This window comes from Niastella yeongjuensis, assembly GCF_900110245.1.
GTDB classification, from domain to species: domain Bacteria; phylum Bacteroidota; class Bacteroidia; order Chitinophagales; family Chitinophagaceae; genus Niastella; species Niastella yeongjuensis.
In genome coordinates, this window is sequence record NZ_FOCZ01000007.1 from 446604 (window position 1) to 466183 (window position 19580).

Genomic DNA, 19580 nt, shown 5'->3' on the forward strand with positions numbered 1-19580 from the left:
AGTAAATGCATGGACAAGATATTGTTTAGTAATGTGGCGTCCGGCTCTCCGTTTCTATACATTGCAACCCCGGGCAATGGCTGGTGCGCCTACCTGCTGCAGGAAAATAACAGCAATCCTGCTACATGTCTTACCTTATCCGATACAGTTGCTTTGCCCGGATACTATCTTTTATCGCCGGTTACGCCGCCTGTGGATGCAGGTATACTGGTTAGGAATGTATGGAATTTTATGACTTTAAACCCTGGTAAGCCGCCGTACATTTCTAACGTTATTATTTGGTTATTTGAACCCGGCCAACCGCTTACTGCTGGCAATACCCTTTATATACCATTTGTTCAGCAAAGTGGTACCTTCACGCTGGCCGATGAACTCAATTTTAATTTTGGGAACGATTTTGCCACTTTTTATATCAGTAAGTCCGGTGTTAGTGTACAAGCTGTAAGTAATGACCGTTTTCTTTTTGCCAGTCAAACGCCGGGTACGGCATTTACTTTACGTCCCAATAAATTAACGTTTAACGCAAAGGTACAAACGGGTATTGAATTGCCTTTTACCGGTCCGGGGACAGGATGCTTCCGTTTTATCATTGGCCTTAGCTATGCTACCGATCTCCGTGCATGGGATGTGGCCGCCAAATACTTTTACAACGACCGGCAAACGCAGCAGGTGAATGAAATCAGCTACCCGTTTTTTATTCCCGGTAACAATATAAATGAACTGATGTTGTGCCAGGCCAGTGTAAACCCATTTGACCTGTTAAAGAATGATCAATCCGGTACTTACCTGGCATTTTTAGGCGAAACACTCCATACAGACAGTAATACCAAATCACCGACTGTGCTGGATTCGTGGTGCAGGACCGATTATGGTTATCCGCTTTCTTTAAAACCGCTCCCCGATCTTGTTTCGGTAAACGGGTCAGACAATTTTCCGGTCAATAACAGCGCCTGCCTTGTTTTTAGTGAACGCATGCCCGGCAGCCCCGAAGTGGTATGGTACATGGTACCGGCGGGCAATTTTATGATAACGATCGATGCCGCCTATATTCCTTACCTCGATGAAAATGATCAGGTACGGATGGCGACCGGGTTGGCAGGCACAGAATCTGTAAGTTGTACTCCAGGTGTAAATACTACTACAGGCGATACATTGTGTTTTTATCCGGGCGAAGCAGCTTATGCGCCGCAATTTCCGGTAGATGGAACTGATAAGACGGGCGCTGCGCAGCCACTGTTAACCGGTAAATATAGTACCGTGTGGACGGGACTGAAATCAGGCAGTGAAACAAACAGTCCGGTTATTTACCATGCACAACCACAGGGTGCCTCGTTATACGCCGCCAACCAGGATGTGTTTACCGACAATACACAACTCCTGGGATATTTTGTAGCCAATGCAGGCGACCTTTCAGCTGCAGGTCCTGTTAGTTTTCCATTGGCAGCTTACGGCAACGGTGTGAATGCGCTTCCTGCCGTTCCGGTTCAGCAATTTGAAGCACAGATCCTTAATCCGGTTCGAAAGAAAAATATTGGCGAGCACCACCTCCAGCAACTGAATAACGCCCACCTGTTACGTGCTGTTACTTTGATGGATACCGGCAACAGTACTCCTTCTACCAGTCCGCAGGGATTTTATATTGAAGTAAATAATAACGATTTTATATGGGATATATTAAAACTGGCCAGTAACCAGTTTATACAAAACGATGGCACGCTATCACCCGTCTATAACCTGGCATTTCGCCGGTTGTCACCGGTTCTACAAAGTGCCTTCCAAAGCAACCAGTTGTTTATGGTTATCTCCTATAATGTAAAACAACCGGATGGTTCGTATGTGCTGGGAACTTTTGACAACGAAATGTACATCGAGGGCTGGCCTTTCAGGCTTACTATACCAACAGGTAATGTGTTTGGTCAATACAATAACATCATTATTCTTAAATTCTGCAAAGGCACACTGTCCGACAGGTTACAAAACCCCGAACTGTGGACCGATCCCAAATCTTTCAACGATACAGAAAACAGCACACTGGCAGCTGTCAGTACCTGGCTGAATGAGTATGTGCAGACCGGTATTCGCAAGGCAACGGTCGACAACGATGCCGATTATAAGAAATTCTACGAGGTGGTAACCTCCGATTCCTGGCGGGGGGTATTGTCGCTTGGGGTAGACATTGGACTGAACGATTTTCCGGCCGGGTTACAGGGGCTGCTGGCAGGCATTGACCTCAGCCGGTTTAAGGCGCATCATTTTGGGATCGACATGAGTATGGTGGTTAATGATAACGGATTACTGAGCATGAAGCCGACCAGCGCGTTGTTTGGACTGATCGATTACGAGGACTCGGTTTTTGAATCAATGGGAAGTTCTGTAAGCCAATACCGGGAACAGGTTATTATAGACACTACAGACGATTACAATTTTACCGTATTGAATCTGAAGGTGCTGTTCAACAATTCCACCATCGTTAATTACAACAGTTATATAGCGCTTACCATCAACAGGCTATTCGGTGAACCGGTACAGACCGATAACCGGCAAAACCTGCAGGTGCTCAAAGGGGCTTATGAAAACCACAACGGAATACCTTCTTATACCTTCAATACAACTGATGACAGCATTTTGTACCTCGACAGTACGGTCCTGCTAAATGTAGAAATAATAAAAGTCAGTTTCAATACCATTATTTCGAGAAAGAACAATGCCGACCTCGTTCAAGCCCGCTTCACCTGCTGGGGATTTTTAAATTTCAACCAGCTGAAAGGATTTGATCTGTTGTCATTCGGCAGTGAACCCGGGACGGATGTCAATAATGTGGGACTGTCTTATTCCAACTTGTATATCGATCTTGACTTTCCGCTTGAAACGCCGGCCTCCAGAACGTTTACATTCGATATTGGCCAGGTGGCTTTCGATATTGGCTCAAGTACCATGCGTGCAGGCAGTTTGTACCGGCATTTTCCCTTACAGGTAACAGGTATGGTTACCGGCGATGCGGGCAGTACGCCTACTTCCCAGGGATACCTGGATGTGATGCTGCCATCGCTTCAGCAACAGCAGGGTATAACCGGGGCGTGGTATGGGTTACTATTCAATCTGAACATGGGCACGCCTGGGGCATTGGCCAGCGCGGCGGGGTTCAATACCACTTTTCTGGCTGCCTGGAGTGTGGGCGCTACCGGCGCATCTGCTGCATTACGTTTGCCTGGTGTAAATCCGCAGACGCCGTTCTTCAGCCTGCAGGGCATACTGCGTTTGGATGTAGGTACGTTGCAGTTATCCCTTGCCGATGAAAGCACACCGGAGAATATGCAATACCTGATGAAGATCAATAACATTTCGCTCAAGCTGCTAAGCCTGGCTTTTCCGCCCAATGGCAATATTGGCTTTTTCCTGTTTGGCAATCCTTCCTCTTTGGCCCCGCCCGAAAGCCTGGGCTGGTATGGCGCCTATGTACAGAAGAAAACCAGCTTGTAAAACATCTATTAATCGCTATAAACCTTTTCCGATGCTTCCGTTACAAAAAAGCATAAATGCCTGCCCATCAGCTAAACGCCTATGGTTGCTGCTGGCAGTCTTTCTTATAATTTTTAAACCACTATCGGCCCAGGATGAACGCCTGGAAATTCACCATATCAATATTGAAAATGGCGACGCCACTTTGATCGTTGTGCATGATATCAAAGCAAACACCTTTAATGCTTTGGCCCTGATAGATGGGGGGAATATAGGTACAGACGTATTTATAAAACCCTATTTCAGTAACCTGTTTGGAGCTAAGAAGCTTCCTGTTAAGGTCAAATACATGATCCTTTCGCATTTTCATGCAGATCATTACCGGGGACTGTTGGGGATTAAAACCGGTACTGTGTTTCGGGCAGAGAATATTACTGACCCCGGCGGGTATGATCTGCCTGCAAAATATGCCAGGATAAACCCGCCGGTACCGGATAATAAAGCAGAAAGAGGATTCAACACCGGAGCCAAAAATAATTATGTAGGCGCGTTAAAAAAAGCCTTCGATAAAAAATATATTACCCAGCGGAGTAAGGATATAACTACGTTCCCTGGAGATATCAAAAAGAGTATTGAGATTGGAACAGTGAATGGAATACCTGTAAACCTTATATGTGTAGTAGGCGGCGGCTATTCACTGGGTAAAGACGGTAACATTGTTAATAATACAACAGGCAAAGGAAGCCGGCTTAATGCCAATAATTATACCCTTGGTTTTGTGCTCACGTATGGACAATTCCGTTATTTCACAGGCGGCGATATGGGTGGGCAGGATACGTCTCCCTGTGGCAGTTACCTGAATCAGGAAACTAGTTTGGATAGTGGACTTTCGTTTCTGTTTTCCGACGAAAGTTATCCTTTTGATAACAAGGTGACCGACAATAGCGGGAGCATGGGGCATATCTGTGCGTTTAAAGTAAGTCACCATGGAAGTAATTGCAGTAGTAATGATGAATTTCTGCAAACGACGTCTGCTGCCGTTTTTATATCTGCCGGTAACATAGATCATTGGGTACAATCTTCGGATGTTGATTTTACGCTGATAAGCGCCATTGGCCTGTCGTTGAAGAAATATGGATTTATATTGATCATCAACAATAACCCGGCTACCGGCGACATTAGTACCAGCTTTACCGTTACAGGTACCTTTCAGCTGGGGAAAACCAGCCTGAATGTAAGTGTGACCGTACCGGTGAGTTACAACACGCCCAACAACCAGTGGACGCTGCTTATTTCAACCACACAAACGCTGGCAGGCGAGTTGAATGATATCCTGGGTCTGTTTCCCGGTATTAATGTGTTGGGCAGTTTGCCCCAGGATATTGTGATCCTGAACCAGTTTTCCATCAGTCAGCTTCAGCTTGTTTTTGATCCGGCTGAACTGAAAGTATATTCCACTACCGTGCAAGTGTCGAATCCCCATCCCTGGAAGGTGGTAGAAGCATTGACCATTGAAAGCCTGGTGATAAATTTTGCGCTTGATTTTACACAAGAGAAAACAGATTTTACCCTCGATATCGATGGCAGCTTTACCATGAAGAAGGATCCGGTGGAAGCGTACTTTACGGTAAATGTGCACCTGCCATTTGGGGGAACGGAGTGGCTGTTTGCTTTTTCGGCTGAACTGGAGATAGATGATTATTCCCCGTTTTTTAATGCCATGCCCGGGCTGGACAATACCCCTGCCCCACCCTTGCCTGTTTCCATACAATTAAAAAAGTTCGATGTCAATAGTTTTGAGATTGCGTATAACCCGGTATCCCGGCAACTGAGCCGTATCGGGTTTGATATTTCAACCGAAGCAAAGATCGGCCTGTTCAACCTGCTGGAGATCGTTGACCCCTATCTGGCTCTTACCATCTACAATCCTTTCAATAGTGAGAACCGCCGTATTACCGGTGATATGGGGACTCAATTAAATATAGGCGACATTCCACTTGAAATTTCTGCAGTTAAAGAAGATCCCGAAGATGGCTGGACGTTTACCGGCAGTATGAAACCCGGCTCTGTCATCAATATCATAGAGCTTGTACATACTTTTCTTAAACCGCTGGGTATTACCTCGCTGCCGGCGTGGTTGGATGCCAACAAGCTCAACCTGAAAGATGTGTCGGTTTCGATTTACACACCGGCGCCGGAAGCTATTGAGCAGAACAATACTTATGCGGTCACCGGAACGGTTGAATGGGCACTGAATTACCAGAGCTTTCAACTACAATCAATGGCCACCCTGGATATGACCTACGACAGCAGCCGCAAAACGAACGCTGCCGCAGGCACGTTAACGGTAACTGCGCAATTGCTGGGGATGTATTTTAAGGTGGGTTATAAGTTTGGTACCCCCGACACAGAATTATACCTGCAATGGGAAGAAATCGTATGCGATTATAAACACGATTCAGTAAGTAATAAGGATGTTATCACTGTTACCTTTGGTACCATGTCGCTGGGTGGCATCATTACGAAGCTCATCAAAGCAATAGACCCGGGCTTTAGTTTACCAGCCCCCTGGAATGCATTGAACAGCATTAGTCTCGACGGATTATCATTGAAGTATACCCGCTTCCTGGACGATGAATCAAAAAATTCGATGGTGATTATTTACCAGCACTCCATCGATCTTGGTTTTTTACAGATCAACAGCATTTTGCTTACGAAAGACAGTTCGGGGGTATATCTTGGATTTACCGGCAGTTTCCTTGGCATTGCTATCAAAGAGGACGATCCCACTACCGGTCCGCTGGCGGGCAAAGGAAGCGATGTACAGAACCTGCCACAGGTACCAGGCATGGGCGATAGCCTGTTCAATCTGCATTTCCTGGGAATGGGGCAGCATGTGGCGTTTTCTTCCCCCAAACAAATAAAAACAATAAAAGAAGCGATCGATGAATTGGGTAAATCATTCAGTGATACCAATAGCAAACCCAACAGCCTGCCACTAAAAAAAGGCGGTGCCCTTCAATTCGATCAACAAAGCGGCTGGTTGATAGGTGCTGATTTTACAGTAGCCAAATTTTATCGTTTTGCTACCGTATTCAACGATCCCAATCTGTACGGACTGATGATCTCGATCGATAAGGCGGCCGGTAACTTTGCCAACCTCGATTTTGAAATATTATACAAGAAAGTAACCGACACCATAGGCGTATACCAGATCGATCTGCAGTTGCCGGATATATTCCGCCATCTTGAATTTGGACAGGTATCTATAACGCTGCCCAATATCGGCATCAAAATATTTACCAATGGTGATTTCTTCCTCGATTTTGGTTTTCCTGCCAGCATAACAGATTTCTCCCGTTCCTTCACCATACAGGTATTCCCTTTTACAGGTTCCGGAGGCTTTTATTTCGGCTGGTTGAGCGGCGCTACTTCTACCAGTATTCCTGCTACTACCAATGGTATTTTCAATCCGGTTATTGAATTTGGCGTTGGGTTGAACCTGGGCGTTGGTAAATCAATTGAAGCCGGTATATTAAAAGCCGGTCTCTCGCTTACAGCTGTGGGTATTTTTCATGGTGCGGTGGCATTTTTCCGCCCCAACCCGCATTTGAAAGATGTGCATGGCAATCCGCTGTCAGACGACCTGTACTACAAACTGCAGGGAACGTTTGGACTTGTAGGTCATATTTATGGTGAAATAAATTTTGCCATTATTTCTGCCCGCCTCGATATCATGGCTTATGTATATGTGAGCATTACCATTGAAGCCTATATGCCGATTCCTATTAAATTTCAGGCCGGCGTATCTGTGTCACTGCGGGTAACCATCAATCTCGGTCTCTTCAAAATAAAAATTTCACTAAGTTTCAGCGCTACCATCAGTGCCGAGTTTATTATCGGCCAAAACACTACGGCCAGGGCCAGTTGGAATCTACCGGTGCAACCGGCACTGCCTTTGCCATATGCCTTAAAATCTGCAACCCCGGAATTGCTCAAGTGGCAGCCTGTTATTGTTGATACCGGTATACGATACCTGCTTGATATTTATTTTACGCCGCATTTAACCCTCTCTGGTGAAGGCAGTCAACCCGGCCCGCGCTATGTAAGTATGTTTTATCTCAATACAGCGGATAGTGGGGAACCGAAACAGGTAAACGGCCTCACGGCGCTGGCTACAGGCGTTTTATACTGGACTTTAAATGCATTGAAAGGCGCCACGCAAACCAGTACATCGCTGAGCTGGCTGAATGAACAGCAGGTTGCTGCAGATGACCTGGCGTTGCTGCTGTGTTATTTCAATACCAGAAAGGATAATATTTCCCCCTTTAATTACCGCAATAAAAGCGGGCACGATCTTGTTGCTTTCCTGCAATCTTTCTTCACTGTTCAGATAGCTGCTGTTAATGCAGGTACCGATCAAACGCTGCAGGCTTCGGTATTTCCGGTATTGCCTGAGTTGCTGCTTCAAACATTGTATAATGGCGTTTACAGCCCGGTCACCGATTTTTCTACACAGAGCCCTACCGGCACGCAAAATTATATTGCCGCCATTACCAGTTTACTGAAATGGCTGAGTGTCGATTACGAATCAGGGCTTACCTCGGCATATTTCAGTCCCGATTTGTGTTCGATGGTAACGGATCCCGACTATGAAAATCAGCCAGACCTGTCGCTGCCTACTTTTATTTTTACAGATTTTATTGCAATCATCGCCAAACAGCTTTTACAAAATGCGTATGATTACCTGGCAGCGCAATCAGATCAAACAGTTACGGTGCTTACGCTGGTAAACAATACAATTACCCCTGCCAATGTGCAGCAATTAGGAGGCATGTCGAGCCGCTTCCTGCTACATGGTTTACGGCTTCCCGCGCCGCCGGATGCCGCTACCGGAGTTATACAGCCGCTGTACCAGCTTACCGGCCAGCAGTTGGTATTACCGCCTGCGTTAAAGCTCAAAGACCAGTATAGCCTGTTACTTTCAAAACCGGCTGCCGATGCCTGGATCGTGTTTGCAGGGGGCGTAGGTAATACAACACTTACGATTACGATAGATGATAATGAGATACAACGCATCATTGATGTAGGCAGAACGCTACTCAGTCCATCACTGCAGGCAGGTTCGCCCGCGCCTATTGTCAATTATAATGATATACCACAGGCATTCACTATTGGAAGTCCGGCGGTTTGGCAATACCCGGGTGCGCTTTTTCCGCCTGAAACCGTTAATCCTGTCATTTGGAAACTGCCGGCCAATTTGCAACAGGTCTTGGCCGGTCATGCAGGTGAAACGCTGGAATTTGACTTACTCACCATTACACCGGGTAACAATGGCCCGGCTGATAAAGGCAGCCTGTCACATTTCGACTGGTGTACCATAATAGATATCGATATTCAGCAGATAACTGCCGGGCAGCAGATTAAAACCCCGCTTGCCGGCAATATGTATAACCTTATAGGGGCAGATGATGCAGGCGTAACGTTGCTGCAGCAAATGCTTACTTATATGGATAGCGCCGGTGACGTTTTCATTAAACAGATACAGTTATTATACCAGCCCGATAAAACAACCAATACAGCCGGCGGTTATATTTCTGCTGCCAGCAATGCCCTGCAGATGGGCATCGTAAAAGCAAACTTGTCAAAAGAAACCAATCCTGCTGCCGGGCAGGAACGAATGGCGCAGGTAAGAACACGCAATACCCTGAACTCAAACGGTGAATTTATCCGGCTGCTTTGGGAAGATAGCATTGTCCGTTCAGGCGGCTTTTATCTGTATTACCAGACTTTGGCCGATGGCAAAGGATTGCCAGATTATCTGTTCAATGAAAATGGCACCGCCCGCTGTACCCTTGTTATCACTTACCACCAGCTTATTACCCAGTCTTTCGTGAACGGCGTGGTAACCGGCGATCCCTTGGATCTTTCCCGTACTACCGTGTATGCACAATCAGATTCCATTACCACCCGGGTGGCTACTTTGCAACCCGGTACTGTAGGATATACCATGGTGCGCAATTTCCCGGGTTTTTATAATCCTGTAAAATTGCCACCTACAGCTCAGGAAAATGAAATATACCTGCAAAACCAGTTTAACCTTGTTGGTGTTCTGTTGCCCGGCATAAGCAGTTATGCCAACCTGTTACCTTCTGGTCCATCCGATTCACTGGATGAAGATCAGGTAGCACAGGTGAAAGCGGGAATTTCGCTGTTCAAAGCTGACGATGATCCGTGGAATTATTCAGCCATTATCCCGTATTATAAATATGTACAAACGTCGCGGCAGTCTGCAGGTTTTCCCGATCCGTATGCCGGTACCGGAACAACTGTGCAAATGCAGTTGAACTGGCAGGACATGTTTGGTAATATACCCACAAAGGGAACGCCGCTGTTGAACGTTGCCATGCCTTTGCTTTATACCGATCCCCTGATTGCCCTTTCGCAATGGCCTTCGATGAGCACAGGTTATTTGTTCGATATAGTTGACAACTCGCCTGCCATTATCATTGGTTTTAGTTTCGACACCTCGCGGTATACAGGCGGCAATGAGGAGGCTAAGAGAAAAGCCGCCATAGACCTGCAAACCTATATGCAACTGTATTATCAGTTGAACCGGCAGCAGGATATGGCCATGAGCTTTACTACCTCCATCGACGGCACCAGTGTTAACCACGAAGGTTCCTCCCGGAAAATAAATATTGAAACGCTGATAAAAGAGCTGCTGCTGCCCATTATACAATTCCTTGAATCGGTGATAGCGGGCAATACACCCGTGAGTACAGGCATACCAGCGCCCTGGCAAATAATTTCAGCAATAGATGCAAATAACATAGCAAGTTATAACGATATCTTTCAGTTAACTGCAACGGTAACTATAGAACGGACCAGCCAGGTAGATCCTGCATTTGCCAACAGGGCGGGTGTAGCTTTTGCGCATACTACCTTGCAGCCATTATCGGGCAGTCAGACAGGGTCAACCAGTGAGGCAAACGGTTTGTCGCTGTCTTTTTTCGCCACCCGGTTTGAAGCGGCATTTGCCGACCGACCGGTGACAGGCATTGTACTGAAGCTGTCTACTGCTACCAGTGCTGGCAATAACAAACAGGAGGATAAAACCCGTCCTGCTTTATGGGTAGTGCGGTTCGATGCATCCGGGGCAAAAGGTATCCGTTTTACTTTCCGCAACCAACAGGTATATTTCTTTGCACCTGTACCGCTTGCCAATTCCTTGTTATCGTTCGATGCAGCTGTAGCTCCATATAAAAGCGGACAACCTTACCCTGCCGGAAATCCTTTGACGCATCATTTTAACAGCATCGACCTCGACGGATGGGGATTGCAATTCCTGCAAAGCGCCGACAAATTCCTTAGTCCGGCTTACGCGGTGCCTGCATTCCTGCTTGATAATGGCGTTTCGCTTAATAAGGTGCTCGATGAAAAGCAAAAGGTGGCCGACGCCATAGAAGGAACCGTAGATTTTATCATAGAGCCTGATGGTAATGGGGCCGGGGCAGCCATGGCCAATGCCAGAACAAAATGGAAAAACCAGCTACTTGTTCAGCTCGCCAATGCGTACCACTATGCAGCAAGTGTACAAACGCCTGTTACCATCGATTCTTTATTTACCGGTCCCAACAGTGATCCGCCTATGCCACCCTATGTGCCGGCATTATATGGTTCCATGGTGGGAAGTGATCCTTCGGTACCCGGGGCACAAAATCTGCCTGGTTCAACTGAATATACCTTATCAACAGTCAAAGTACCGCTGGGTGCGGGCGATTCCTGGCTTACCTATATGTTTGTGGCAAAAGATGCATCGCGGGAGCGCAGTTTTCATTTCAACAATATGCAATTTGTAGTCAGCCATATTGAAAAGGATATACACGCAGTACCAGGCATCAAGGATTACCTGGCCTCTACCTGGCTTACGTTTGTGATCCCGCTCAATGAAACGTTGGGTAATGTTGGACCGGTTACTATACCTGTTCCCTTGCGAGCATATCCCGGGGCGCCCTCCCTGGTAAATCAGGATACTATTTACCCGGTCAATGACAATAATGTACCACCGCTTAACGTGCAGGCCATGCGTACCTGGGACTACCGCTACACCTATCGTAATTCTACAGCCGCACAGGATACGATCACCACCCGGGTACAGTTCAATATCCCGGCTGATAAAACCGGGCGCATACACAATAGCGATGATAGTGAACCAACCCTTTATGAGGCACTGGCTCAGTTTATACAGGTATATCCGGTATTGGGTGCAGATCTTGATACTTACCTGCTGGCACTTACTGCTGAAGATGTAGCCAATCAAACACCTGTAGCCATAAAAGCCAACTATGCGGTACAGACTTTTATTACCTTGTTTAAAGCCGTAGCCAAAGCATGGGGCAATTGGAACCAGATTCCCATCCGTACAGGCAAAGAGATTAAAGACAATATATTGCCTGTTATTCCCACGCTGGAATATTCCATTGAAGAAAGCGGCGAGCCGGGGACCGGCGACCTGATCATTACCACTACACCTGTTAAAGGACAAACCTCGCTGTTGGTACCAACAGTAAATATAGCAGGCTTCACGCCCGAGCCGGTTGATGGAAGCCACAGGAATAAATACAAGAACGACGTTGATAACAATTACCTGTTGTATGCCGACCGTAATAATGATCCCAATCGCATACTGACCTATGAAGCCCTGGATATTCTGGTGCAGCAAAATGGCTGGGGCGGAGTAAGTATTGTACGCAACCAGGAGTTGATTCAAAATGCCGATAATACCTGGCAGTTAACCAACCCCTTTTTCATTTATCAAACACCTGAAGTCAGGTTTTATAATAAACAGATCCCACTGCTTCACTGTAACCGGGCAATGGATATTGCTGAGATCAACCCGGTAACAGGCATGCAAAAGCGGACGCTGGAAGAAAATATCCGGGCTTTGTTTGCGGCACTTACCCAATCAGCTTACGATGGCGACGTACCCATAAAGCTGAATGTAGAATACCAGTTTATTATTTCCAATACTACATTTGATATTCATCTTCCAGTATTACTGGTATCATCAGGAAAGTTGAATACAAAAAAGCAAGGTGTTGAATTTGCCGATATGGTGAGTGAAGCGCTTACCAAATGGCTTACGAAGCACAATCCGGCTACAGACCAGGCGCAGTTTAATTTTACTGTTACCATTTATTCTGAAGTTGATCCGGGTACAACGGTTTTTGAAGCGGATTTTTATTTGGTGCTATAGGTGATTGTTTTAATGAATAATACCGTTTTTTCACCTAATTATTGGGCAAAGCCGCAATGTTAGATCAGGAGATCTCTGGTGATGAGTTTTTAGGGTTCTTCAATAATTAAAGGCGGGTAGAATGAATCAGAGACGGGTGGCAATATCGCCTTTAGTTACGAGTTTTGCAACGATGTTGAAATTTATATCATCATTGTCACACTTCACTGCTTCCTGGTTCTAATTATAGATGAATAGTGAAAACATGAATGTAGACCTCAACACCAGAGAAAGAGTTCCCTGTTTGATCATTGGTGCCGGACCGGGTGGGTATACCGCAGCTATTTATGTAGCCCGGGCAAATTTGAAACCAGTATTATACCAGGGTGTGTTACCGGGCGGACAAATAAGCACCACCACCACTGTCGAAAATTACCCGGGCTATCCTTCGGGCATTCTTGGCCCCAGGCTTATGGAAGATTTTGCTTTGCAGGCGGCAAATATGGGTGCAGAGTTACGAAATGGCACTATCAGTAAAGTAGATATCACCCGCAGGCCTTTCCTGGTACAAATTGATGAGGAAACCTGGGTGGAGGCTGATGCATTGATATTGGCCACAGGCGCTCTTCCCAAATGGCTGGGTATTGAAAACGAAGATCGTTTGCACGGCAACGGTGTTTCCGCCTGCGGTATTTGTGACGGTTTTTTCTTTAAAAACCAGGATGTGGCAATTGTTGGCGCTGGAGACACGGCTTGCGAAGAAGCCATCTATTTATCCCGCATTTGTTCAAAAGTGTACATGCTGGTTCGAAAAAACTATATGAAGGCCAGCCAGGTCATGCAAGACAGGGTGAAGGCCGTCCCCAATATTGAAATTCTTTACAATACAGAACCGCTAAAAGTGATCGGTGAAAATAAAGTAGAGGGTGTACATATCCGTAATACAAAATCCAATACAGAAAACGTATTAACGGTAAAAGCCTTTTTTGTAGCAATTGGGCACATCCCAAACTCAAATTTATTTACCGGACAGCTGAGTATCGATCACGAAGGTTATGTTATAACAAAACCCAATTCAACCAAAACCAGCGTTGAAGGCGTTTTTGCCTGTGGCGACGTGCAGGACAGAACTTTCAGACAGGCTGTTGTAGCTGCCGGTAGCGGTGCTATGGCCGCCATGGAAGCCATTCAATACCTGAATGCTGGTATCTCCGTGTAAGGAAAGATAAACCGAATTAAGTTTCATAAATAAGTAAACACGTGCAAACAGTTGCCTTAAAAAGCGCCGCGGGCCGTTGGGTCATGATTTCGACTATTGTGGCTTCGGCTATGGGTTTTATTGATGTGACCGGGCTGAATGTAGCATTACCTGCGCTGCAAAAAGGGCTAAATGCAAACGGTCCCGATTTGTTCTGGATATTGAATGGGTATTCACTGATGATGGCCTCGTTGATCCTTATTGGTGGTGCCCTGGGCGACAAATTAGGCAGGAAGAAGGTCTTCATGACCGGGATCTTCGTTTTTATTGTAGGGTCTGGCTGTTGCGGGTTTGCCGGTAGTATTACCATGCTTGTTTGTTGCAGAATTATTCAGGGCATTGGTGGGGCTATGATGGTGCCGGGCAGTCTTTCTCTCATCTCTTCCTCTATTCACCCTGAGCAACGCGGCAAAGCCATTGGCATTTGGTCGGCATTTTCAACTGTGTTTATGATGGGCGGTCCCATGCTCGGCGGCGCCTTTGCTGATGCCGGTCTTTGGCGCTTTATTTTTTTTATCAACATTCCACTTGGTATTGGAACGCTGGTCACACTTTATTTTAAAGTAAGTGAGAACCGGGATAACGACAATAAAGGGTTGGATCTTTGGGGAGCCGGCACTTTGGCTATAGGTTTAACGTTACTAACGTTTGGGTTCCTGCGTATTCCTTTAGTGGGGTTTCATCAACTTTCGGTTTACCTTTCATTATCAGGAGGCGTAGCTTTCCTTTTTGTGTTTCTTCTCATTGAAAAAAAGAGCAGCCATCCCATGGTGCCGCTTACTTTATTTTCCAATGCCATTTTCAGTGGCACCAACCTGCTGACCTTTTTTTTATATGCCGGCCTGGGCGCCAGCCTTCTTTTTCTTTCCCTGAACCTGGTGCAGGTACAAGGGTACTCTCAGTTTCATTCAGGGTTAACATTGTTACCATTTACGATCCTGATGGCTTCCACGGCTGGTTATGTTGGTGGACTGGCCGATAAATTTGGTTCCCGGATATTTTTAATAGCAGGCCCCCTGCTCACCGGTGTGGGTCAATTGTTACTGTCATGGGTTACGCAAACCAACGGGGCCAGTCAATACTTTTTTACTTTTTTTCCCGGTATACTCATTCTGGGCATCGGTATGACGCTAACTGTTGCTCCCCTTACAGCCACTGTGATGGGAGCCGTTCCCAAGCAATTTTCTGGCATAGCCTCAGGCGTTAATAATGCCATGGCCAGCATTTCGGGTGTAATGGCTAATGCCGTGTTTGGTGCATTGGCTATTATATTTTTTTCAACGGCCTTGCAGCAACGCCTTGAGAATAGCCCGTTAGACAATGATAAAAAGAGTATTGTTTTAACGCAGGCTTCTAACCTGGGCAACGCCAGGGTTCCACCTGAATTAGTGCAACAGGAACAGGTAATTCAGAAAAACTACCGGGAAAGTTTTATTACTGCCTACGGGAAGATCATGCGCATCTGTGCAGGCCTGAGTTTTTTTTCTGCACTAATGACAATTCTTTTTATTAAGAGATCAAAAGCGGCCGTTGCGCTTGAATAAATCAGGACTTTCAGTGTCTGATTTAGGACTCCTGGTTATTTTTATATGGCTATTTTTACCATGATTGCACAAGTAAATTCCCTAGTTGCGGTTACCCAGGGAAGAAGTATTTACATTACTATAAACTAGTACTCAATGATTATGACAGCCCCCCTTCGCCAAGGCTATGGCGGGCGAAGCAATCACTGAGGATAATCAGTGATGCTATAGGATGCCGGCGAAAGCCGGCTTTTTTTATTTCCCAAAGAACATACTCAACTTATTTAACCATCATTAAAAGTAAAATAAAATGGAAACAACAAAAACCCAATCCAGGATTGCGATACCTGGCGATGATCAAATCCCTGACGCCTCGCAACCTCTGTTAGATACTGCCGAAAAAATGATCGGCTTCGTTCCAAATGTATTAAAAGTGCTCTCTGTAAGTCCTGAAGTATTGGAATCCTTCCTTACCCTGCAAAGTAATTTGTCACAAGTACTCGATCTAAAAACAAGAACCGCAATTTCCCTGGCTGTTTCGGAAGCGAATGGTTGTCATTATTGTCTTTCTGCACACTCGTTCTTTGCATCAAAAGGCGCGAAGATTACGGATGAAGAGATCAGCTTGAACAGACAGGGTAAATCAGTAAATAACAAAATAGCCGCCGCAGCCACCTTTGCGGCTAAAGTGGTTGCCCGCCGCGGCGAAGTGGGAGTAGAAGATATTGAAGAGGTTCGCAAAGCAGGCTATACCGATAAAGAGATCGTAGAAATAATCGCCTTAAGTGTGCAGTTCACTTTTACCAACTTTATCAATAATGTGGCCAAAACCCAAATAGACTTTGATATTGTTGCTGCTCCAACAAAACCGCTCTACTAAAAAATGACCAGATCAGATGCCTGCAGGCCGATTGTTATACAATTAGCCTGCAAGTTTCTAATGAGTTCATTCTTTATCTGTAAATTTTACAAGGTCTGAAATACTGGTGATAGCCAGTTGATTCATTTGCGCCTGACGCATCATAAGCGCATAGCTATTATTAAAACCAATAGGTTGTAACCATTTGATCTGGTATTGCTGCATGAACTGGTCATGCACATAATTGTATACTGCGTTTTTATTTTGTGCCAGGCGGCCTGTAGTCGCGATGTTTGATTGCAGAATAACCAGCAGGCCGGTTCCAGTATATTCCGGGTACAGATCGATATTGCCATTTCTGAGGGCTTCAAAACAAATTTTAGTGCCTCCCAAACCCGTCTTTGTTGCTACATCCAGATCGGTATAACCTTTTATCAGCATAGCGTACATATTACTTAGAATGTATTGCTCTGCGAATATTTTGGAACCGATGTGCACCACGCCTTTATGACCACCCCGTGGTGCTTTCCAGATGCCCTGTGTTTTTAGAAAATCGGCGGCGATCTTTTCCGGCTCCTGGTGCAGGTAATCTGCCCGGTAATTCAAATCGGTCATAATGGAATCGTTGATCCTGCCAGTGAGCATATTAAGTACGACTTCCAGTTCGGGGAATTGCTGCAAAGCGGCTGTTCTAACAATAGGTGCTGCATAATAAGGTGGGAAAATATGTTTGTCGTCCCGGAGGGTGCCCAGGTTAAATGCCTTAATGCGGCCATCGGTACTGTAACCGCTGATCACGTCCAGTTCTTTATCATAGGCTGCCTTATACATAACGGCATCGCTGATAACTACATGACGCATCTGGAGATCGTATACAGACCGTAAATCGAGATAACCATCTTTGCGGCCCATAAATTCAGGGGTAAAGCCCGCCAGTAACCCGGTGTGCCTGATGCCAGGTATAAAGTAAAAGGAACTAAACGCGATCAACAACGGTAAGGTTATAAACGCTGTAGATAGTTTTTTAAGTTTTACCTGTTGTAACCGGGACAATAAATAGTCGAACAACAGGGCGAGCAAAGCAGCGGGGATGGCCCCAGCCAGGATCATGTTGGTATTGTTTAACGAGATGCCCCCAAATATAAATTCCCCCAACCCGCCGGCGGCAATGTAAGCAGCCAATGTGGCTACCCCCACATTGATCACTGTAGCCGTTCTTATTCCTGACAGGATAACCGGCAACGCCAACGGCAGTTCTATTTTCAACAACCTCGTATGTTCAGTCATACCCATGGCGGTGGCGGCTTCTTTTACGTTATGATCTATACCAATGATCCCAGTATAGGTATTCCGCACTATAGGCAACAAGCCATAGAGAAATAAAGCGATGATCGCCGGCGTGGGACCAATACCGGCTAACGGAATAAGGAACCCGAGCAAAGCAATACTGGGTATGGTTTGAAATACGGCAGTTATTCCGATCACCGTTGGAGCCAGTTTTGTTTTACGCGCCACATAAATGCCGGCAGGTACTCCTATTGCAATGGCCAGCATAATAGAGATCAAAGTCAATCCAATATGTTGAACAGTTTGCTCCAGCAGTTTCTGCCAGTGAGCAACTATAAAGCCCCAAAAGTTTTCCAGATCGTTCATGATCTTTTGTTGTTTTTATCCGCCAGCCATTGCCATATCTCTTCAGCAGGTGTTGCTGCCAGTGCAAGGGACAGGTAACTGCCGGCCAGGAATTCTTTCACGGCTTCATTGGCCGGGTGATATAACAGATCAGCTGGTTTACCTTTTTGCAGCAGTTTGCCGTTTTGCAACAAGGCGATGGAATCGCCCATTTCAAATGCTTCCTGTACATCGTGTGTTACCATAATGATCGTTTTACTTTTCAGCTCCTCCAGCTCCTTAAATAATTGACGAATGGCGGTTCGGGTAATATTATCCAGCGCGCTGAAGGGTTCATCCATAAGCAAAACAGGCGGATTGGCAGCCAATGCGCGGGCCAGGTTTACCCGCTGCCCTTCCCCACCACTCAACTGATGCGGATACCGGTTGCGATAGGCCGCGGGCAAATGCACTTTGTCCAACAATTCGGTGACGCGTGCCTGCGTTTTTTGTTGGTCCCATTTTAACAGGTTGGGGACTACACTGATATTCTCTTCAACTGTATAATGTGGAAAAAGGCTGTTAGCCTGTAATACAAAACCTATATCACGCCGTAGTAAATGGGCAGGTTGCGTTGTAAGGTCTTCTCCATTGATGGTTATTGTTCCACAGGTTGGTTCAATTAACCGGTTAATCATTCTTAGGAGCGTTGTTTTACCACTGCCGCTGGCGCCCAGTAATGCCAGGTGCTCACCCTGTGCTATCTCCATCGATAATTGATCTACCGCGAATTTGGGCCCATACATTTTGGTCACTTGCTGAATACTGATCATGCTACAACCATCAATCTATTCTGTGCTTTGATTGAACGCGCAAGGTAGGCACTCTGTGCATCAGAAAGCCGTGCTTAAACAATCCTGGATTTTTAGATACTTATTCAGGATTTTTGGTCGTGATTATGGGGCGAACTTAGTACCGGGATACTTTTTGTCACAACTCCGGGCAGGTTGCGTCTAATAGGAGGTAATTAAAAACATATAATCATGGAAGCATTTAAAATACCAAAAAAGAATGAGGTTTCGGCCGACAATCAGGTTGTGTTCGAAAACCTGGAAAAATTGATTGGGTTTGTTCCAAATATTTATGCCAGCATGGCTCATAGCGAAAAGGGACTTGTAGGTTATCTGGAATTTCAGCAAATAAAAACATCCTTTGAGAAACGGGAAAAACAGGTCATTAATATAATAGTGAGCCAGGTTAATGAGGCCGCCTATTGTATTGCACAAGACACGTTAAGTTGTAAGCTGAACGGATTTACCGACGAACAGATCAGTGAAATGAGAAATGGTACCGCCAGCTTTGATCCGAAGCTGGATGCGTTGGCCAAACTTACCTGGGCATTGGCCAGTAATAAGGGCCGGGCTCCTAAAGAATATCTGGAAACTTTTTACCATGTAGGTTATAATTACGGTCACCTGGTAGATTTGTTGATCGCCATTGGCGATAAAATGATCATGAATTATTTGTGCAACTTAACAGATCCACCGGTTGATTTTTCACCAATAGCCCAAAAGTAGCCTGGCCTGTGGCGATGCGATTAAAAATGTAATGACTCTGAATAACATGGTGGGA

The 19580-nt window shown here is 45.8% G+C and carries 8 protein-coding genes; 6 read left to right on the top strand and 2 right to left on the bottom strand.

What is annotated here, in order from left to right; genetic code table 11:
• The first annotated feature begins 9 nt into the window (after positions 1-9).
• From BMX95_RS20915 to BMX95_RS20935, 5 genes are all read left to right on the top strand, one after another.
• Positions 10-3480 carry a hypothetical protein gene (locus tag BMX95_RS20915; RefSeq protein ID WP_081203724.1) on the top strand — a complete coding sequence of 1157 codons (3471 nt, stop codon included), beginning with the start codon at positions 10-12 and terminating at the stop codon, positions 3478-3480.
• 31 nt (positions 3481-3511) lie between these two features.
• Complete coding sequence (locus BMX95_RS20920) at positions 3512-12718, top strand: ComEC/Rec2 family competence protein (RefSeq protein WP_081203723.1); 9207 nt, start codon at positions 3512-3514, stop codon at positions 12716-12718.
• Between the two features lie 244 nt (positions 12719-12962).
• Positions 12963-13916, top strand: a complete 954-nt coding sequence (gene trxB, locus BMX95_RS20925) for a thioredoxin-disulfide reductase (RefSeq protein ID WP_081203722.1) — start codon at positions 12963-12965, stop codon at positions 13914-13916.
• Between the two features lie 41 nt (positions 13917-13957).
• Positions 13958-15499: an MFS transporter gene (locus BMX95_RS20930; RefSeq protein ID WP_081203721.1), complete on the top strand. Its 1542-nt coding sequence runs from the start codon at positions 13958-13960 to the stop codon at positions 15497-15499.
• A gap of 289 nt (positions 15500-15788) precedes the next feature.
• Positions 15789-16358 (top strand): carboxymuconolactone decarboxylase family protein, encoded by a 570-nt coding sequence (locus BMX95_RS20935; protein ID WP_081203720.1) that lies wholly within the window; start codon positions 15789-15791, stop codon positions 16356-16358.
• Positions 16359-16424: 66 nt separating this feature from the next.
• Here BMX95_RS20935 and BMX95_RS20940 read toward each other — a convergent pair whose 3' ends face one another.
• A complete protein-coding gene (locus BMX95_RS20940; RefSeq protein WP_081203719.1) occupies positions 16425-17990 on the bottom strand; it encodes an ABC transporter permease/substrate-binding protein in 1566 nt (521 codons plus the stop codon).
• Positions 17987-18781 carry an ABC transporter ATP-binding protein gene (locus tag BMX95_RS20945; RefSeq protein ID WP_081203718.1) on the bottom strand — a complete coding sequence of 265 codons (795 nt, stop codon included), beginning with the start codon at positions 18779-18781 and terminating at the stop codon, positions 17987-17989. Before BMX95_RS20945 ends, BMX95_RS20940 begins: the two co-directional genes overlap by 4 nt.
• A 210-nt stretch (positions 18782-18991) precedes the next feature.
• Between BMX95_RS20945 and BMX95_RS20950 the strand changes: the two genes are divergently transcribed.
• Positions 18992-19525, top strand: a complete 534-nt coding sequence (locus BMX95_RS20950) for a carboxymuconolactone decarboxylase family protein (RefSeq protein ID WP_081203717.1) — start codon at positions 18992-18994, stop codon at positions 19523-19525.
• Positions 19526-19580 lie beyond the last annotated feature (55 nt).

What these genes read in the sequence shown, in the direction of transcription:
- BMX95_RS20915 (WP_081203724.1), top strand. Translation starts at nt 10, where the DNA reads ATGGACAAGATATTGTTTAGTAATGTGGCGTCCGGCTCTCCGTTTCTA.
- BMX95_RS20920 (WP_081203723.1), top strand. Translation starts at nt 3,512, where the DNA reads ATGCTTCCGTTACAAAAAAGCATAAATGCCTGCCCATCAGCTAAACGC.
- trxB (WP_081203722.1), top strand. Translation starts at nt 12,963, where the DNA reads ATGAATGTAGACCTCAACACCAGAGAAAGAGTTCCCTGTTTGATCATT.
- BMX95_RS20935 (WP_081203720.1), top strand. Translation starts at nt 15,789, where the DNA reads ATGGAAACAACAAAAACCCAATCCAGGATTGCGATACCTGGCGATGAT.
- BMX95_RS20940 (WP_081203719.1), bottom strand. Translation starts at nt 17,990, where the DNA reads ATGAACGATCTGGAAAACTTTTGGGGCTTTATAGTTGCTCACTGGCAG.
- BMX95_RS20945 (WP_081203718.1), bottom strand. Translation starts at nt 18,781, where the DNA reads ATGATCAGTATTCAGCAAGTGACCAAAATGTATGGGCCCAAATTCGCG.
- BMX95_RS20950 (WP_081203717.1), top strand. Translation starts at nt 18,992, where the DNA reads ATGGAAGCATTTAAAATACCAAAAAAGAATGAGGTTTCGGCCGACAAT.